The organism is Yersinia sp. 2466 StPb PI (genome assembly GCF_041538325.1).
Classification (GTDB): domain Bacteria; phylum Pseudomonadota; class Gammaproteobacteria; order Enterobacterales; family Enterobacteriaceae; genus Yersinia; species Yersinia enterocolitica_E.
Window position 1 is genome coordinate 458,389 of the sequence record NZ_JAULSL010000001.1, and the last position, 18,272, is coordinate 476,660.

Below are 18,272 nucleotides of genomic sequence, written 5' to 3' on the forward strand. Positions count from 1 at the left end.
TAATAAAATGGAAAAGATCCTCACGGTCTGCCCTTATTGCGGTTCTGGATGCAAATTAAACTTATTGGTTGAGGATGGCGAAATTGTTGGCGCCCAGCCGGCCAATGGTGTCACAAATCAGGGGGAGTTATGCCTGAAAGGTTACTATGGCTGGGATTTCCTCAACGATACCCGGTTGCTAACCCCACGACTGACCGCGCCATTATTACGGCATAAGCGGGGTGAGGCATTTCAGCGTGTGAGCTGGCAGGAAGCCATTGCCTTTATTACCACCAAACTCAAAGCAATAAAAAAACGCCATGGTGCGGATGCCATCATGATGACTGGCTCCTCAAGGGGGCCGGGCAATGAGGCCAACTATGTGATGCAGAAGTTTGCACGTGCCGCCATCGGCACCAACAATATCGATTGTTGCGCTCGACTGTGTCATGGCCCCTCGGTAGCAGGATTGCAGCAAACACTGGGCAATGGGGCAATGAGTAACTCGATTGGTGAGATTGAAAATACCGATTGTGTTGGTGTTTGGTTATAACGCGGCTGACTCTCACCCGATTGTTGCCAGACGGATCCTCAAGGCCAAAAACAAGGGAGCCAAACTGATCGTTTGCGATCCGCGACATATTGAAACTGCCCGTATTGCTGATCAATGGTTGGCACTGAAAAATGGCGCGAATATGGCACTGGTGAATGCCTTTATCTATGTGCTGATTGAAGAAAAACTGTACGACGCTAATTATGTTCGTGCACATACGCGCGGCTTTGAAGAACTGCAAGCTGGAGTGGCAGATTACCGCCCAGAGGATGTTGAACACATTACTGGCTTGCCGGCACAAGCGGTACGACAGGCCATGCGCACTTATGCTGCCGCTCCGGCGGCCACTATCTTGTGGGGCATGGGCGTCACCCAATGGGGGCAGGCGGTCGATGTGGTTAAGGGCTTGTCTTCGCTGGCGTTATTAACCGGTAATCTGGGGCGGCCAAATGTTGGCGTCGGGCCGGTACGCGGCCAAAATAATGTGCAGGGCGCGTGTGATATGGGCGTGCTGCCCAATACCTTCCCCGGTTATGAGAAAGTGACTGATGATGAAGCCAGAAGCCGCTTCGCTGCTGCCTGGGGAGTACCTGAGTTACCCGCGCATATCGGTTACTCGATTACCGATGTGCCGCATAAAGTTGCAGAAGGCAAGTTGAAAGCCTATTACGTGTTTGGTGAAGATCCAATCCAGACCGAACCTGATTTGGCTGCAATGCGCGCCGCGTTCGAGGCATTAGAGCTGGTGGTGGTGCAGGATATCTTTATGACTAAAACCGCCGAATTGGCGGATGTGGTACTCCCGGCGACCTCGTGGGGTGAACATGAAGGGGTTTATACCAGCGCCGATCATGGCTTCCAGCATTTTAACAAAGCCATCGAGCCGAAAGGCGATGTGAAGCCTGACTGGGAAATAATTAGCCTGATATCCACGGCAATGGGTTACCCAATGGCGTATCAAAATACTCGCCAAATTTGGGATGAAATGCGCAACCTGTGCCCACCGTTCTATGGTGCAACCTACGAGAAAATGGCCGGTTTGGGTTATGTCCAATGGCCTTGCCCGACAGAAGATCACCCCGGCACGCCGTATCTCTATACTGATAGCCAGTTTGCTACTGAGGACGGTAAAGGCTTACTCAGTTGTGCACCATGGCAACCGCCCCATGAGCAGACTAACCCTGATTACCCACTGGCACTTTGCACCGTGCGGGAGGTGGGCCACTACAGTTGCCGCTCGATGACCGGTAACTGCGCCACATTGAAGATTCTGGCAGATGAGCCTGGCTATGTACAAATACACCCAGAGGATGCCAGCCAGCTCGGTGTGATTGATCAGGCACTGATCTGGATCTCTTCGCGGCGTGGCAAAGTGATCGCCCGTGCCAGTGTTACCGATCGAGCCAACCTAGGGGCGGTGTATATGACCTATCAGTGGTGGATTGGTGCTTGTAATGAGTTGACGGTGGATCATGTTGATCCGGTGTCAAAAACACCGGAATTCAAGCATTGTGCCGTTAAGGTTGAGGCGATTAGTGATCAAAACGCGGCGGAGCACTATGTTGAGCAACAATATAGCCAGATGAAAAAGCGCTTATCCGATGCGGCTACCGTGCAGTAATTGATAACCTACCGCGCCAGACCATTCGCATGGTTTAGCGCGGCATGGTTTGCTGCAAATGTGCTAAGAACTCAGCGGCGTTCATAAAACCGGTCACTCTGGCGGCGGGAACTTCTTTACCCTGCGCATCAAAAAATAGAATAGTCGGTAAGCCCAATACCTTGAGTTCTTTCAACATCGCCGCATGTTCGGCGCTGTTGCTAGTGACATCAGCCTGAATGAGCACAGTATCCGCGAGCTGGCGCTGAACATAGCTATCACTGAAGGTATATTTCTCAAACTCTTTACAGGCCACGCACCAGTCGGCATACAAATCCAGCATCACCGGCTTGCCCTGCGCTTGCGCTAATGCAGCCTGTAATTGCGGCAAATTAGCCACTGGCTGGAAGGTTAAGTGTTTGATTTCAATCTGCTGTGTGTTGCCATTAAAAGCCCAATCCTGTAACGGGCGGGCAGCGATTAACAGTGCTGCCAATAGCAACAACTGTAAGGCCCGCGCCCAGCCAGAATGAGCTTTAAGGCTGAGTACAAATGCCCAGCCGAAGAAGGCGATGGCCAGCAGGCTCCATAAACGCAAGCCCCAGACATCACCCAGTACTCTTTCCAGCAGAAATACCGGCAGCGCCAGAATCACAAAGCCGAAAGCTTCTTTGACATATTGCATCCATGGGCCGCTACGTGGGATCAGCTTGTTGCCAAACAGCGTTACAACTACCAGTGGAATACCCATACCTAACGCATACAAATACAACGTACCGCCACCGGCCAGCATATTTCCGCTTTGCGCGATATACAGCAAAATGGCGCTGAGGGGCGCGGTGGTGCACGGCGAGCAAATCAGGCCCGCCAGTGCGCCCATGGCAAAGACACCGGCCAGCGAGCCGCCACGTTGGCTGCTACTCCACTGCATCAACCGGGTTTGCAGTGACGAGGGCAGTTGCAGCGAATAGAGGCCAAACATCGATAGCGCCAATAATACGAACAGCACCGATAGCCCAATCAACACATACGGGTGTTGCAGCGCGGCCTGAAATTGTAAGCCAGCCGCCGCCACCACCAAACCGAGCAAGGTATAGGTCAACGCCATGCCCTGCACGTACACCACCGCCAGTATCAATATTCGCCGCTGGCTGTGGGGCTTTTCACGGCCAAGAATAATGGCGGAAATCAGCGGATACATTGGCAATACGCAGGGGGTAAAGGCGATGCCGATACCAATTAACAGCGCCCATAGTGGTGAGAAGGGTAATTCAGCCGGTATGGGCGCGCTTTCTTGGAGGGGCTGTGCCGTGCCCTGTGGGTTAACGGCGGGGGTTGCAGAGCTTGCGATAACGGCATTAAGCGGCACCACCCGCACTTCTGGCGGGTAACAGAAACCAGCTTCGGCGCAGCCCTGATAGGTGACACTGATACTCGCGCCTTCCGCAGCCTGCGAAATCGGGATTTTCAGCACGAGCTGCTGTTTGAAAATCGCCACTTCACCGTAGAACTCATCATGATGCGCAATACCCTCTGGCAGAGTAAATTCCCCGAGAGTGGCGTGCTGTGGCACAATTTTTATTTGCTGGCGATACAGATAATAATCGGGATGAATCTGCCAACTCAGTGTGAGCTGGTCACCTTGTTGGCGAAAATCAAAGGCAAACGCCCTATCGACCGGAAGAAACCGGCTCTGGCTGCTTTTTTGGCCAAGAGGGGAGCTCTCACCAAATAGTGAAGCCTGTGCGCTGTGCGGTGCGAGTAAAGCACTGCACAGCAGCAGAATCAGAGTAATGAAGCGTTGAGCCATGACAGGTAATCTTTATCTCCGCCCTGTACCGGTAACACCAGTAATTCTGGCGTCTGGTAGGGGTGATGTTGTTTGATGTAACTGAGAAGGGCTTGCTGATGATCTGTATCGCTCTTAAACAAGAGTTGTACTTCATACTCTTGCTGGAGCTTACCTTCCCAGTAGTAAATCGAGGTTGCACCGGGCAACAGCGTGGCACAGGCGGCCAATTTCTCACCCAGAACCTGCGCGGCTAAATCTTGCGCGCTGGCTTCATCAGGGGCGGTGCACAATACCACAATTGCATCACAATCAGACATCTTAACCTCATCGGTCGCGTGGCTTATATGACGAAGCGGAGCGTAACGTGCTGAATATACGCGTTACCTGAATACTTGACTGGATACTATAGCGCGAAGCGTGGGCAGGTCAGAAGATGATTTATGTAACAGTGAGATGGATTCGATGAAAGTTGCCAATGAGCGTTGTAGAGCAAAATTGTTGATGTGAGTGGGGCGCAAATGAATTGCGCCCCAAAACGCTTACAGAACCAGACTGCCCATCACAAAACCGAAGCAAACGGCCAGCGCCACCCCGATGGTGCCAGGGATGAAGAATGGATGGTTAAACACGAAACGACCAATACGCGTGGTACCAGTGTCATCCATTTGTACCGCGGCTACCAATGTTGGGTAGGTTGGCAGAATAAACAGACCAGACACCGCCGCGAAAGAAGCAATGGCTGCCAGTGGTGACACGTTCAGGGCCATTGCCATTGGCATCAACGCCTTGGCAGTTGCAGCCTGAGAGTACAACAGTGCAGAACAGAAGAAGAAGATAACGGCCAGTAACCATGAGTGGGCCTGAATCAGGCTACCCGCAGTTTCTTTAATCCACTCCAGGTTGTGCTGTACAAAGGTATCACCTAACCAGGCTACACCCAGGATACAGATACAGGCACTCATACCGGCTTTGAAGGTGCTGGAGTTCAGGATTGAATCGGTATCAACCGAGCATACCAGCGTAGTGATAGTTGCCACACTCAGCATGATGATCAGGATGGCGTTAGTGGTATTCATCAGCGGAGTTGCAACCAGACCGACACTTGGGCTGTTGATAATCGCGTAGGCAACCACACAAAGAACGCCGGCCAGGAACAGCAGCACTGACGTTTTAGCCCGTGGCTTGATCACTTTTACAGTGTCGCCGCGCAGTGTTACTAAGCCTTCTTCCAAGCGTTTAATATAGATAGGGTCATCAGACAGTTTAGAGTTAAAGCACAAGGATACGATCAGCGACATCACCAGCACCGCACACAGGGTAGAGGGGATGACTATCATCAGCAGATGCAGATAGCTAACGCCATGACCTTCCATAACGGAAGACATGTAAACCACTGCCGCGGAAATCGGTGAGGCAGTAATGGCTATCTGTGCGGAGACCACTGCTGTGGACAGAGGGCGGCAAGGTTTAATGCCTTGCTCTTTCGCCACTTCTGCAATGACGGGCAGTGCTGAAAGAGAAATGTTACCTGTCCCGGCAAAGATGGTCAGAAAATAAGTGACCAGCGGAGCAAGAATGGTGATGTGTTTTGGATTCTTACGCAGTAACTTTTCAGTTTGCTGTACCAGATAATCCATACCGCCCGCTACCTGCATCGCAGAGATTGCAGCAATAACGGCCATAATAATTGAGATAACATCGAACGGAATGCTACCGGGTTTAACGCCAATCATGGCTAAAACCAAAACACCGATGCCGCCTGCAAAACCGATACCGATACCACCTAATCTGGCCCCTAAAAAAATGGCCAGTAGGACGATGACTAACTCTACGGCTATCATAGTGTTTACTCCTTGATCAAAATGAAAAATTAAAGTTAAAAAATTGTGTTTGCCAGAAAGTAAAAAGGCACGCCGTCCAGAGGAGCATGCGTGCCTTTCAGGGCTACCGGATGATTATTTTATTGTTCATTTTCATCGGTATAACGTTTCGCTTTATAAGCCGGATGCATCAGGTTTTCAACAGAGAAAATGTCGTCCAGCTCAGCTTCAGTCAACAAGCCGCGTTCCAGAACAACTTCCCGCACATTTTTACCGGTTTCTGCACAGATTTTACCCACGATGTCACCATTATGGTGGCCAATGAATGGGTTGAGATAGGTGACGATACCGATGGAGTTAAAGACGTAACGTTCGCAGACCTCTTTGTTGGCAGTAATACCGTTAATGCATTTTTCCAACAGGTTATAACAGGCGTTTGTCAGGATATGGATAGACTCAAACATAGCCTGACCAATCACTGGCTCCATAACGTTCAACTGGAGTTGGCCTGCTTCGGCGGCCATAGTAATGCAAGTGTCGTTACCGATCACCTTAAAACAAACCTGGTTAACGACTTCAGGGATAACCGGGTTAACTTTGGCCGGCATGATTGAAGAACCTGCCTGTAATTCTGGCAGATTGATTTCATTCAGACCAGTACGTGGGCCAGATGACAGCAAACGTAAGTCGTTGCAGATTTTTGACATCTTAACGGCCAGGCGTTTTAGCGCACTGTGCACCATCACGTAAGCGCCACAGTCAGAAGTAGCTTCGATCAGGTCTTCCGCCGGAACACAAGCCAAACCACTGATTTCAGATAATTTCTGTATTGCTAACTGTGAGTAGCCTTCTGGTGTGTTCAGCGCAGTACCGATAGCGGTGGCACCCAGGTTAACTTCCAGCAGCAATTCTGCGGTACGTTGCAGGTTCTTGGTTTCTTCTTTTAATAAGATAGCAAAGGCTTTGAATTCCTGACCCAGCGTCATTGGCACCGCATCCTGTAACTGAGTACGGCCCATTTTCAGGATTTTTTCGAATTCTTTGGATTTTCTTTCGAAACCTTCTTTTAACTGATCAATCGCCTCGATCAACTTCATGATGGAAGTATAAACCGCAATGCGGAAACCGGTTGGGTAGGCATCGTTGGTGGATTGGCATTTGTTCAGATGGTCGTTAGGGTTAAGGTATTGATACTCTCCCTTCTGGTGGCCCATCAGCTCCAGACCGATATTGGCCAGAACTTCGTTGGTGTTCATGTTTAAAGAGGTACCGGCGCCGCCTTGGAACACGTCAACCGGGAACTGATCCATACACTTCCCTTTATCCAGAACTTCATCACATGCCTGAATAATGATATCCGCGATTTTGCGTGGAATAGTGTGTAGCTCTTTGTTCGCCATTGCCGCTGCTTTTTTTACCATGACCATGCCGCGTACAAACTCTGGAACATCACTGATTTTGCTGTTACTGATATAGAAGTTTTCAATCGCACGCAGGGTATGAACACCGTAGTAAGCCTCTGCGGGGACTTCTCGTGTACCTAACAGGTCTTCTTCAATACGAATGTTATTTGACATGAGAACCTTCTCTATTGTGCTGTCTTGTTTTGTATTTGTTAATTTAATAATGCCGCCGTGAGCAATATGATGCCGCTATGAACCTTTAGTGCGGAAAGATTAACCACTCATCTTCTTGCTGACAGGATCATATGCTGCTTAGCGACAAAAAGCCTTGAACTGAGATCACTATATGGTCGGAATTAATCGAGATGATCTGATATCTGTGATTCTTCTCACAGTTAGATTAATTAGTAATAAAAGTATGGCTGCAACTTGAAAATAGAGCCAACCATCACCATTTTACTGTAGTCGACCCACGTTGAAGGGGGAGCTGACGCTGCAATCCGCTAATCGAGGGGAAATGGCGTGTTAGCATCAGCCGGGTCAAGGTTTTCATGGTATCTGTCAGGCAGGTTTACCTGATGAGGGATACTGAATGATTGGAATAAGGAGAATGCGGTGCGTTGGTTACCGTTAGCGCTGATATTTTTATTGGCATATATAGAAATATCGATATTTATCAAGGTTTCAGCTGTATTGGGTGTGTTGGTTACCCTGCTGTTGGTGATCCTTAGCTCCTGTGTGGGGATCTCTCTGGTGCGTAACCAGGGGATAAAAACCTTTATGCAGATGCAGCAAAAACTGGCTGCCGGGGAAAGCCCGGCGGCGGAGATGGTTAAAAGTGTGTCGCTGATCTTGGCTGGCTTCTTGCTGTTGATCCCCGGCTTCTTCACCGACTTCCTCGGTTTGTTGCTGCTATTACCACCGATTCAAAAATCGTTAACGCTAAAACTGATGCCACATCTGAATATTTATCGTGGTGGCGGTTTTACTCACAATGGTACTGGCCCAATGGGCGGTGGCAATACCTTTGATGGTGAGTTTCAGCGCAAAGCTGATGACCACTTCACCGTAGAGCATCATCCCGATGAGGATGATAAACCTACAGATAATCGTTTCAAAGATGAGAAGTAAGTTGTGGGCTTATTCTAATAGCCTGTTTATTAATCATAAATTTATAAAGTAAATCACAGGGCTTTCTGTGGTGGGTAGGCCACCTGGGGATGAGAATCTTCCTGCTCAGGGTGAAAAAAAGTGAAATTTTTTTTGTCGTCTCCCTTGAAGGGATGAGAGGCTGCCCCCACTTAGAATGTCACGGTATCGGTTATGAAGGCATACCGATATTAATCCTAAATCTGATACGGACCTTCTCATAGGAGAGCTATCAATGAAAATTCGTCCATTGCATGACCGCGTTATCGTCAAGCGCAAAGAAGTTGAATCCAAATCTGCTGGCGGCATCGTTCTGACTGGCACTGCAGCGGGTAAATCTACTCGTGGTGAAGTACTGGCAGTCGGCAATGGTCGCATCCTGGATAACGGCGAAATCAAGCCGCTGGATGTGAAAGTAGGCGACGTCGTTATTTTCAACGATGGTTACGGCGTGAAGTCAGAGAAGATCGACCATGAAGAAGTGTTGATCATGTCCGAAAGCGACATTCTGGCAATTGTTGAAGCGTAATTCACGCTCTCTAATCTTCTGAACTGAACGAGTTAAGGGAAATACCAATGGCAGCTAAAGACGTAAAATTCGGTAACGACGCACGCATCAAAATGCTACGCGGCGTAAACATCCTTGCTGATGCAGTGAAAGTGACCCTAGGCCCGAAAGGCCGTAACGTAGTTCTGGACAAGTCTTTTGGCTCTCCAACTATCACCAAAGATGGTGTTTCAGTTGCGCGTGAGATCGAACTGGAAGACAAGTTTGAGAACATGGGTGCACAGATGGTTAAAGAAGTTGCCTCTAAAGCGAATGACGCTGCGGGTGACGGTACCACTACTGCAACTGTATTGGCTCAATCCATTATCACTGAAGGCCTGAAAGCAGTTGCGGCCGGCATGAACCCAATGGACCTGAAGCGCGGTATCGACAAAGCAGTTATCGCTGCTGTTGAAGAGCTGAAAAAACTGTCTGTACCTTGCTCTGATTCTAAAGCTATCGCTCAGGTAGGGACTATCTCTGCCAACTCTGACTCCACCGTAGGTGAGCTTATCGCTCAAGCGATGGAAAAGGTCGGTAAAGAAGGCGTTATCACCGTTGAAGAAGGTTCAGGCCTGCAAGACGAGCTGGACGTAGTTGAAGGTATGCAGTTTGACCGTGGTTACCTGTCTCCTTACTTCATCAATAAACCAGAAACCGGTTCTATTGAACTTGAAAGCCCATTCATCCTGCTGGCTGACAAGAAAATCTCTAACATCCGTGAAATGCTGCCAGTGCTGGAAGCGGTAGCGAAAGCCGGTAAACCACTGCTGATTGTCGCAGAAGACGTTGAAGGCGAAGCCCTGGCGACCCTGGTGGTTAACACCATGCGCGGTATTGTTAAAGTTGCAGCGGTTAAAGCACCTGGCTTCGGCGACCGTCGTAAAGCTATGCTGCAAGACATCGCGACACTGACTGGCGGTACTGTTATCTCTGAAGAGATCGGTCTGGAACTGGAAAAAACCACTCTGGAAGATCTGGGTCAGGCAAAACGCGTTGTTATCAATAAAGATACCACTATCATTATCGATGGCGTAGGCGACGAAGCGTCAATCCAGGGTCGTGTTACTCAGATCCGTCAGCAAATTGAAGATGCGACTTCTGACTACGACAAAGAAAAACTGCAAGAGCGTGTCGCTAAACTGGCTGGCGGCGTTGCCGTTATCAAAGTTGGTGCCGCAACTGAAGTTGAAATGAAAGAGAAGAAAGCACGCGTTGAAGATGCTCTGCACGCAACCCGTGCGGCAGTAGAAGAAGGCGTAGTGGCTGGTGGTGGTGTTGCACTGATTCGTGCTGCATCTGCTATCACTAAATCGGGTCTGAAAGGTGATAACGAAGACCAGAACGTCGGTATCAAAGTTGCTCTGCGTGCGATGGAATCTCCACTGCGTCAGATCGTGGTTAACGCCGGTGAAGAAGCCTCTGTTATCGCGAACAACGTTAAAGCGGGTTCAGGCAGCTACGGCTACAACGCTTATACCGAAGAATACGGTGACATGATCGCGATGGGTATCTTGGATCCAACTAAAGTGACTCGTTCTGCTCTGCAGTACGCAGCCTCTATTGCTGGTCTGATGATCACTACCGAGTGCATGATCACTGACCTGCCACGTGATGACAAAGGCGGTGATATGGGCGCTGGCGGCATGGGTGGTATGGGCGGCATGGGCGGCATGATGTAATGCTGCCAACCTTTGAGCTGCCATTAGATTGGTAGCAAAAGGGACAAGCTGTTGATGAAAGCGAGTGGGGTGACCTGCTCGCTTTTGTTTTATCTATTGCCACCAAAATCTGCCATAACGCTACTCCGTGTTATCCTATACTCAGTCTTTTCTGGTTCAAATTTCGTAACCAACCATCATAAAAGCGGTTTTATTTCATTCAGTGTGATGATTGCAGGACTTTTTTTAGTCGTGGCAGTAATTTAATGTGTAAACTGTTAATCATTAACCATCAGGCTCGACATCGAGTATTTGGATAATTTCGGCAACGGATGCCTAAGCGGCAGCGGTGCTTTCTGGTAATCTTTAGCGTGATTCTCAACTTCGAATGGGGAAAAAAATGCGGATTAAAGTGTTACTTGGCCTTTCAGCAGCGCTGTTGCTGGCGGGTTGTAGCTCCACTAACCAATTAAGTTCGGCGGGTGAGCAAGTGAAATTCTCTGATACGAAGCCTGGTGCTGAATGTCAGTTGGTCGGCCAGGTGGCTGGTACTCAGAGTAACTGGTTCTCAGGTGGTGGCGGTGAAAGCAGTTCTATGCGTGGGGCAGCAAATGACCTACGTAATAAAGCAGCAGCAATGGGCGGCAACGTAATTTACGGTGCTACCAGCCCGAGCGAAACCTTCTTATCAAGCTTTGCACCACTGGATAGCAAAATGGTTGGTGAAGTTTATAAGTGCCCTTGATAGCTCAAGCAAGAATTTAAATAAAGCAGGGGATGCCATGGCATCCCCTGCTTGTTACAGCCGTCATCTTTCTGGCTGCACTCGTTACTCGGCCCATTCATGGACCTCGCCTCTACAAAGCCGCTGCAAGCCGCGTTCAAATCTGCTCCCGGCAGATTTGTCACCCGAATTATTCATCCTGCATCAATCGGAGATCCAGCGGGGTCTTGCTCGGTTCACCGCCGATTTCCCGTGCTAAACGGGGAACCAAATAACCGGATACGCGGCTTAGCAGACCTTTCATTAATAGCCGTGCTTCGTCATCATCGACCATAAAGTGAGCCGCACCTTGCACTTTATCCAGTACATGAATGTAGTAAGGCAGAATACCAGCATCAAACAAGGCATTGCTTAATGTTGCCAATACCTCGGCATCATCATTGACCCCTCGCAACAGCACACTCTGATTTAAGAGGGTTACACCCGCCCGTTTGAGCTGTGCCATACTGTCCCGCAAAGGCTGATCGATTTCATTGGCGTGGTTTATATGTGTAACCATTAGCACTTGTAATCGAGTATCACCCAGCCGCTGGCATAGCGCCGCAGTGATACGGTCAGGGATAACCACCGGTAACCGGGTATGGATGCGTAAGCGCTTGATGTGAGCTATGTTTTCCAGCTCATCCAGCAACCAACTGAGCTCGTGGTCTTTCGCCATGAGCGGGTCACCGCCGGAAAAGATGATCTCGTCTAGCTCTGGGTGCTGGCGGATATAATCCAGTGCCTGATGCCAATTGGCTTTGTTGCCTTGGTTATCCTGATAAGGGAAATGGCGGCGGAAACAATAGCGGCAATTGACGGCACAGCCGCCTTTTACCAGCAGCAGTGCGCGGTTGCGATACTTGTGCAACAAGCCGGGTACGACGCTGCGTTGTTCATCAAGCGGGTCATTGGTAAAACCGGGTACTGCGATAAACTCTTCGCGTGCGGTCAGCACCTGAAGCAATAATGGGTCAGACGGATCTCCCAGCCGCATACGCGCAACAAAAGCGCGAGGTACTCTGAGAGGGAATAAACGACGAGCCTCAATACCTTGTTGCAGGTTGGGGTGTTCATTTAAGGAAAGAATTCTTAGCAATTCGGCCGGATCAGTAATTACATCGGCGAGTTGTTGCAACCAATCTTCTCTAATTGGCATGTTTCGGGTTACAATACTTGCCATTTTTTAGGCTTAACTACCAGTTTCTTGAGGACCATTATGGCCACTTATTATAGCAACGATTTTCGTCCCGGTCTTAAAATCATGTTCGAGGGCGAGCCTTATGCAGTTGAAGCCAGCGAGTTCGTAAAACCAGGCAAAGGCCAAGCTTTTGCTCGTGTTAAGATGCGCCGCCTGCTGACCGGTTCACGCGTTGAAAAAACCTTTAAATCTACCGACTCAGCCGAAGGCGCAGACGTTAACGATTTGAACCTGACTTACCTGTACAACGACGGTGAGTTCTGGCACTTCATGAATAACGAGACTTACGAGCAGTTGCAAGCTGATGCCAAAGCCATTGGCGATAACGACAAATGGCTGATTGATCAGGCTGAATGTATCGTGACTCTGTGGAATGGTCAGCCTATCGCTGTCAGCCCACCAAACTTTGTTGAACTCGAAATCACTGACACTGACCCAGGTCTAAAAGGTGACACTGCCGGTACCGGTGGTAAGCCTGCAACTCTGAGTACCGGTGCCGTGGTCAAAGTGCCATTATTCGTACAGGTTGGCGAAGTTATCAAAGTTGATACCCGCTCTGGCGAATATGTTTCTCGCGTTAAGTAAGTCTTAATAAATAAGATGCGCTGGGAATGAAAGAAAACCGCTTAAACGCGGTTTTCTGCTATCTGGGCCTGTCGGATGTGGGTTTTATCGATAGCGCACTGTAGTGCTGTTAATTGAGTCGGAAAAAGTGCAATGCTGTTTTTTTGACTATCCTTATAAGGTGAGTAAGCCAAATGCCCTATAAGGAACCTTTATAATGTTAAAGAAAAGCATCGCCATTATTTTTTCATTGTTGGTTATCTCTTCATTGAGCGCCTGCAACACCACGAAAGGTGTTGGCAAAGATGTTCAAAGTGCAGGTAGTGCGATTGAACGTAGCGCTGAATAAACGTCTGTTTATATTCTTATCGGCGGCGATTGCCGCCGGATTTGTTTTTGATCGGCCATAATATTGCTGCTTATTATTTAGCGTGATAACGTATCCCTCTTACCTTTATGCTGTTCGGGACGACCTGGGCACGCATCTGTTTTTCGGGGACGACCCCGCCTGAGCGAGGTGGTTACCATGGCTTGGATTATTCTGGTTATTGCTGGTTTATTAGAAGTTATTTGGGCTATTGGCCTGAAGTATTCTCATGGTTTTACGCGGCTGACCCCCAGTGTTATCACTCTGGTAGCGATGGCGGTCAGTGTCTTTTTGTTGGCCTATGCCATGAAAACGTTACCAGCAGGCACGGCCTATGCGGTTTGGACCGGTATTGGTGCGGTAGGTACTGCTATTTTAGGTATTGCCCTGCTTGGGGAGTCTGCCAGTTTGGCGCGGGTGTTTAGCTTGGGGCTAATTTTAGCTGGAATTATCGGCTTGAAGTTGGCGTCATAACAAGGGATTTCCTTTAGCGCTCGCGGAATGAACAGCAGATCGGGTTATAGTTCGATCTGCTGTTACAGATTGAAGGCTAAAACACAGCATTATTACTTTTTAATCTCTGCGCTCGGCCCTTCCTGCTTAACCCATATCAACTTATCAACCGGGAAACCATAATTCCTCGCTACGGCAACCAAACGATCGCGGGTCTGAGTATCGATCGTTGGCGTACGGGATAAAATCCACAAATAATCCCGATTAGGGCCGGCAATTAAGGCATGCTGATATTTATCATCTAAATCAATGACATTATAGCCACCATAGAAAGGCCCAAAGAATGACACTTTAAGCGAGGCTTGTTGGGGGGAACCAATAAAATAGGCTTTGCCGATACTCTCCTGCCATTGCTGCTTCTGCGGGTTATAACCCCGGTTAATGACTTTTACACCACCATCATCTCGTGGCGTGTAATTAGCGCTGACCCTCTCCAATCCACGTTCAAAAGAGTGGTCCAACCGGGCTATTTCATACCAGGTGCCGAGGTAGCGAGGGAGTTGGAAGTTATCAACCACTTTCACGTCTTTAGGCGGGGTCACGCTACAGGCGACCGAGAGCAGAGTTGCAGTTAATACGGATAGTTTTGACCACAGGCGCATTGGCGTTCCTTAGTTTTCTGATAATTACTCTATGGTTGAGAATAGCTATCAGTTATCAGGGGCGCAAATAGATGAATCTGAGTTATTAGCTGAGTGCGGAAAAAAAACGGCCCGCTAAAGAGCAGGCCGCAGATTAGGCATGAATAATTACAGCGTCAGGACACCGATGATAGTGACCACACTCAGAATGGCTGCCAGACCATAGAATACCCATTTCCCGGCAGGGACATGGATTTTCAAATCATGCATGGCGTGATGGATACGGTGTAAACCGCACCACAGTGGCAGAATAATCATCAGCAGCAGGAAGACCCGGCCAATGAAACTCTGACAGAATGCCAGAATACGCTCATAACTCAACGCATCACCAGGGAAGGCACCCAGCGGCAGCAAAATGGCAACCAGCAGAATTACCGCCGGCGCAATAATTGCACTCCACATACCACCCGCGCCAAACAGACCCCAGAAGATAGGTTCATCGGAGCGTTTAGGGACTTGATTCATCTTGTTCTCCTCCGAGTTAGAGTAAGGCAACGGCCAGAATAATCGCGGTAGCCACGACAGTCACAACCCACAGTGCCTTGATAATTGGCTCTGGACCCATTTTTTCGCTATTAACGATAATATTGGCGGCTTTCGGTGCCAGTTCAAACCAGGTTTTGGTATGCAGCACAGCGGCCAATAACGTAATGATATTGATCAGTAACACCAGTGGGTTTTGCAGGAAACCAACGAAGCCTTCCCACCCAGCCGGGCCACTTTTCAACGCGAACACGCCGTAAATCAACAGAACACTGAACCATACTGTCGGAATCGATGTACCTTCGCGCACCATATAAAAGCGGTAGAAACCGAGCTTCTGCCACCAGTTTGGGGCCATGGTACGGACATAAGCTTTACGTTTAGTAGTCATTACTGTCTCCCCTCCCTTATTGTGGTTTAAGCATGGCGATCATGAAGTCTTTAGCACTCTCGACCTTGCCTTGTTGGATAGCAGCAGCCGGATCAACGTGTTTCGGACAAACTTCAGAACAGTAGCCAACGAAGGTACAGCTCCAAACACCATTTTTACCGTTAAGCTGTGGCATACGCTCTTTTTTACCGTGGTCACGGTTATCTAAATTGTAACGGTGCGCCAGGGTAATAGCTGCCGGGCCGATAAACTCAGGATTCAAGCCAAACTGCGGGCAAGCGGCATAGCACAAGCCACAGTTAATACAGCCGGAGAACTGATGGTATTTCGCCATCTGAGCCGGAGTCTGCTTATTCGGGCCGTCTTGCGGTTTCCGCTCGTTACCAATAATGTAAGGCTTGATAGCTTCCAGGCTCTCAATAAAGTGAGTCATATCAACGACTAAATCACGTTCAATCGGGAAGTTACCCAGTGCTTCGACTTTCATTCCGCCAGTGTATTCGCGTAGGAAAGTCTTACAGGCAAGTTTTGGAACCTTATTGACCATCATGCCGCATGAGCCGCAAATCGCCATTCGGCAAGACCAGCGATAAGAGAGGTCCGGTGCCAGGTTATCTTTGATGTAGCCTAATGCATCAAGCAGAGAGGTCTGCTCATCGTAAGGTACTTCAAAGGTTTCGAAGTGAGGTTCGCTATCACTTTCTGGGTTATAGCGCATGACCTCCATTTTCAGGAGTTTCATATCAGTCATTCGCCTGCTCCTTATCCTTCAAATCTTTTGCATCTTGTGCGGTGGCTTCGCCACCATAAACACGTTTTGCCGGTGCCAGCTTGGTAATCTTAACGTCGCTGTATTCAAGGCGTGGGGCGCCACCCGGAGTATGGAAGGCCAGCGTGTGTTTGAGGAAATTAACATCATCACGCTCGGTGCAGCCTTCATCCAGACGCTGATGCGCGCCACGGGATTCTTTACGGTTAAGTGCAGAGTGGGCCATACATTCAGCCACATCCAAGCCGTAACCCAGCTCAATGGTGTACAGCAAGTCAGTATTGAAAACACTGGAGGTATCGGTGATTTTCACGCGTTTGAAGCGCTCTTTCAACTCGGCCAGTTTATCCACCGTTTTCTGCATCAGTTCTGGTGTGCGGTAAATACCACAACCTTCTTCCATTGACAGACCCATCTCATCGCGGATTTTAGACCAATTCTCGGTCCCTTCCTGTTTCATGAGATTACTTAGGCGGGTTTCCACATCACGGGTTTGTGCATCTAGCGCACTGCCATTTGCCGGGCCGGTTTCCATGGCACGCGCTGCTGCTTGTTCACCGGCAACACGACCAAATACCACTAACTCAGCCAGTGAGTTAGAACCTAAGCGGTTAGCGCCATGTAAGCCAACAGAAGAACATTCACCTACCGCGAACAGCCCTTTGATACGGGTTTCGCACTGTTGGTTGGTTTCGATACCACCCATGGTGTAATGCGCAGTTGGACGCACTGGGATGGGTTCTTTGACTGGGTCGACACCGACATAAGCTTTTGCCAGTTCACAGATGAACGGCAAGCGCTCAAGCAGTTTTTTCTCGCCCAAATGGCGCAGATCCAGATAGACCACATCACCACGTGGCGTGGCGATGGTGCGGCCAGCACGCCATTCATGCCAGAAGGCTTGCGAAACTTTATCGCGTGGGCCTAATTCCATGTATTTGTTTTTGGGTTCACCGAGTGGGGTTTCTGGTCCCATCCCATAATCCTGCAAATAACGGTAGCCGTCTTTATTGACCAGAATACCGCCTTCACCACGACAACCTTCGGTCATCAGGATGCCAGAACCTGGCAGGCCAGTTGGGTGATATTGCACAAATTCCATATCTCGCAGCGGAACGCCGTGGTGGAATGCCATCCCCATACCATCACCGGTAACAATACCGCCGTTGGTGTTATAACGATAAACTCGGCCTGCGCCACCGGTCGCCATGATCACCGCGTTCGCACGAATTTGTACACGGGTGCCTTCCATCATATTCATGGCAACTACGCCACGTGCCTGACCGTCATCGACCAGAATATCTAACACGAAATGCTCATCAAATCGTTGAATTTGTGGGTATTTCAAAGATGTCTGGAACAGTGTGTGCAGCATATGGAAGCCGGTTTTATCGGCAGCAAACCAGGTGCGCTCAATTTTCATCCCACCAAAGCGGCGAACGTTAACCGAGCCATCAGGTTTGCGGCTCCATGGGCAGCCCCAAATTTCCAGCTGTGCCATTTCTTGCGGGCAACTGTGGACAAAATGGTCAACAACATCTTGTTCGCATAGCCAGTCACCACCGGCTACCGTGTCGTTGAAATGATAGTCAAAGCTATCGTGGTCTTGTGTGACGGCGGCTGATCCCCCTTCGGCGGCCACAGTATGGCTACGCATCGGGTATACTTTCGAGATCAGAGCAATCTTCAGTTGGGGGTTGGCTTCCGCTGCGGCTATTGCTGCACGTAAACCAGCGCCTCCGGCCCCGATAATAGCAAGATCGGCGTTAAAGGTTTGCACTGCGCTTCTCCATTGTTCAAGTGAAATACCCTTCATACTTCAAGCTACATGTGCGTTGGCTGCTTTCATTCACCCGAATTATTGACTGGCGTCAACTCATCGGGACTCACTCAATTGCCGCCTTCCTGCAACTCGAATTATTTTGGATATCTAATTAAAATATATAATTTTAAATTATTATTAGGCTAACTTATTCGCCGTTAACCAGAATGATGGTATTAAGAATAGCTATTTCTTACTTTTTGTATGGGAATAATTATACCTAATGCTAAGTGCTATAAATTTGATGTGATCGA

The 18,272-nt window shown here is 49.1% G+C and carries 17 protein-coding genes and 1 pseudogene; 8 read left to right on the forward strand and 10 right to left on the reverse strand.

Translation table 11 applies throughout. From position 1 onward, the window contains the following. Positions 1–7: 7 nt before the first annotated feature. A pseudogene (gene fdhF, locus Q2T72_RS02095) lies at positions 8–2,153 on the forward strand (formate dehydrogenase subunit alpha). Positions 2,154–2,187: 34 nt separating this feature from the next. Here fdhF and Q2T72_RS02100 read toward each other — a convergent pair. From Q2T72_RS02100 to aspA, 4 genes are all read right to left on the reverse strand, one after another. After that, on the reverse strand, positions 2,188–3,942 hold the full coding sequence (locus Q2T72_RS02100; RefSeq protein WP_372568568.1) for a protein-disulfide reductase DsbD: 1,755 nt from the start codon (positions 3,940–3,942) through the stop codon (positions 2,188–2,190). After that, the gene (cutA, locus tag Q2T72_RS02105; protein WP_005187404.1) at positions 3,918–4,241 is read right to left on the reverse strand and encodes a divalent cation tolerance protein CutA; all 324 of its coding nucleotides are present in this window, start codon (positions 4,239–4,241) and stop codon (positions 3,918–3,920) included. Before cutA ends, Q2T72_RS02100 begins: the two co-directional genes overlap by 25 nt. 222 nt (positions 4,242–4,463) lie before the next feature. Then, positions 4,464–5,765 (reverse strand): anaerobic C4-dicarboxylate transporter, encoded by a 1,302-nt coding sequence (locus Q2T72_RS02110; protein ID WP_083161011.1) that lies wholly within the window; start codon positions 5,763–5,765, stop codon positions 4,464–4,466. 119 nt (positions 5,766–5,884) lie between these two features. Continuing rightward, positions 5,885–7,321: an aspartate ammonia-lyase gene (gene aspA / locus Q2T72_RS02115; protein WP_372557810.1), complete on the reverse strand. Its 1,437-nt coding sequence runs from the start codon at positions 7,319–7,321 to the stop codon at positions 5,885–5,887. A 441-nt stretch (positions 7,322–7,762) separates the two neighbouring features. Here aspA and Q2T72_RS02120 point away from each other — a divergent pair, with 441 nt between their 5' ends. The 4 genes from Q2T72_RS02120 (at position 7,763) to Q2T72_RS02135 (ending at position 11,249) form a co-directional block, all read left to right on the forward strand. Next, entirely contained in the window at positions 7,763–8,278 is a 516-nt protein-coding gene (locus Q2T72_RS02120) for an FxsA family protein (protein WP_372568569.1), read from the forward strand. A gap of 253 nt (positions 8,279–8,531) precedes the next feature. After that, entirely contained in the window at positions 8,532–8,825 is a 294-nt protein-coding gene (locus Q2T72_RS02125; protein ID WP_048618980.1) for a co-chaperone GroES, read from the forward strand. A gap of 47 nt (positions 8,826–8,872) precedes the next feature. Then, on the forward strand, positions 8,873–10,525 hold the full coding sequence (gene groL, locus Q2T72_RS02130) for a chaperonin GroEL (RefSeq protein WP_083161005.1): 1,653 nt from the start codon (positions 8,873–8,875) through the stop codon (positions 10,523–10,525). Positions 10,526–10,904: 379 nt separating this feature from the next. Further along, positions 10,905–11,249, forward strand: coding sequence for a DUF4156 domain-containing protein (locus Q2T72_RS02135; RefSeq protein WP_032906818.1), 345 nt, complete (start codon positions 10,905–10,907; stop codon positions 11,247–11,249). 169 nt (positions 11,250–11,418) lie between these two features. Here the strand turns inward: Q2T72_RS02135 and epmB are convergent, their stop codons facing one another. After that, positions 11,419–12,450 carry an EF-P beta-lysylation protein EpmB gene (epmB, locus tag Q2T72_RS02140; protein ID WP_372568570.1) on the reverse strand — a complete coding sequence of 344 codons (1,032 nt, stop codon included), beginning with the start codon at positions 12,448–12,450 and terminating at the stop codon, positions 11,419–11,421. Positions 12,451–12,486: 36 nt separating this feature from the next. Between epmB and efp the strand changes: the two genes are divergently transcribed. The 3 genes from efp to sugE all read left to right on the forward strand — a co-directional run bounded on the left by efp (position 12,487) and on the right by sugE (position 13,873). Then, positions 12,487–13,053, forward strand: coding sequence for an elongation factor P (efp, locus tag Q2T72_RS02145; RefSeq protein WP_083161001.1), 567 nt, complete (start codon positions 12,487–12,489; stop codon positions 13,051–13,053). A gap of 196 nt (positions 13,054–13,249) precedes the next feature. Further along, positions 13,250–13,381, forward strand: coding sequence for an entericidin A/B family lipoprotein (locus Q2T72_RS02150; RefSeq protein ID WP_004392446.1), 132 nt, complete (start codon positions 13,250–13,252; stop codon positions 13,379–13,381). Positions 13,382–13,558: 177 nt separating this feature from the next. After that, on the forward strand, positions 13,559–13,873 hold the full coding sequence (sugE, locus tag Q2T72_RS02155) for a quaternary ammonium compound efflux SMR transporter SugE (RefSeq protein WP_083160999.1): 315 nt from the start codon (positions 13,559–13,561) through the stop codon (positions 13,871–13,873). Between the two features lie 92 nt (positions 13,874–13,965). Here the strand turns inward: sugE and blc are convergent, their stop codons facing one another. The 5 genes from blc to frdA all read right to left on the reverse strand — a co-directional run bounded on the left by blc (position 13,966) and on the right by frdA (position 17,976). Beyond that, positions 13,966–14,514, reverse strand: coding sequence for an outer membrane lipoprotein Blc (blc, locus tag Q2T72_RS02160; RefSeq protein WP_083160997.1), 549 nt, complete (start codon positions 14,512–14,514; stop codon positions 13,966–13,968). 147 nt (positions 14,515–14,661) lie between these two features. Then, on the reverse strand, positions 14,662–15,018 hold the full coding sequence (gene frdD / locus Q2T72_RS02165) for a fumarate reductase subunit FrdD (protein ID WP_372557814.1): 357 nt from the start codon (positions 15,016–15,018) through the stop codon (positions 14,662–14,664). Between the two features lie 16 nt (positions 15,019–15,034). Further along, complete coding sequence (gene frdC, locus Q2T72_RS02170; protein WP_083160993.1) at positions 15,035–15,427, reverse strand: fumarate reductase subunit FrdC; 393 nt, start codon at positions 15,425–15,427, stop codon at positions 15,035–15,037. Positions 15,428–15,443: 16 nt separating this feature from the next. Then, a complete protein-coding gene (locus Q2T72_RS02175; protein WP_032906821.1) occupies positions 15,444–16,178 on the reverse strand; it encodes a succinate dehydrogenase/fumarate reductase iron-sulfur subunit in 735 nt (244 codons plus the stop codon). Then, positions 16,171–17,976 carry a fumarate reductase (quinol) flavoprotein subunit gene (gene frdA, locus Q2T72_RS02180; protein ID WP_083160991.1) on the reverse strand — a complete coding sequence of 602 codons (1,806 nt, stop codon included), beginning with the start codon at positions 17,974–17,976 and terminating at the stop codon, positions 16,171–16,173. Before frdA ends, Q2T72_RS02175 begins: the two co-directional genes overlap by 8 nt. Positions 17,977–18,272: the final 296 nt, after the last annotated feature.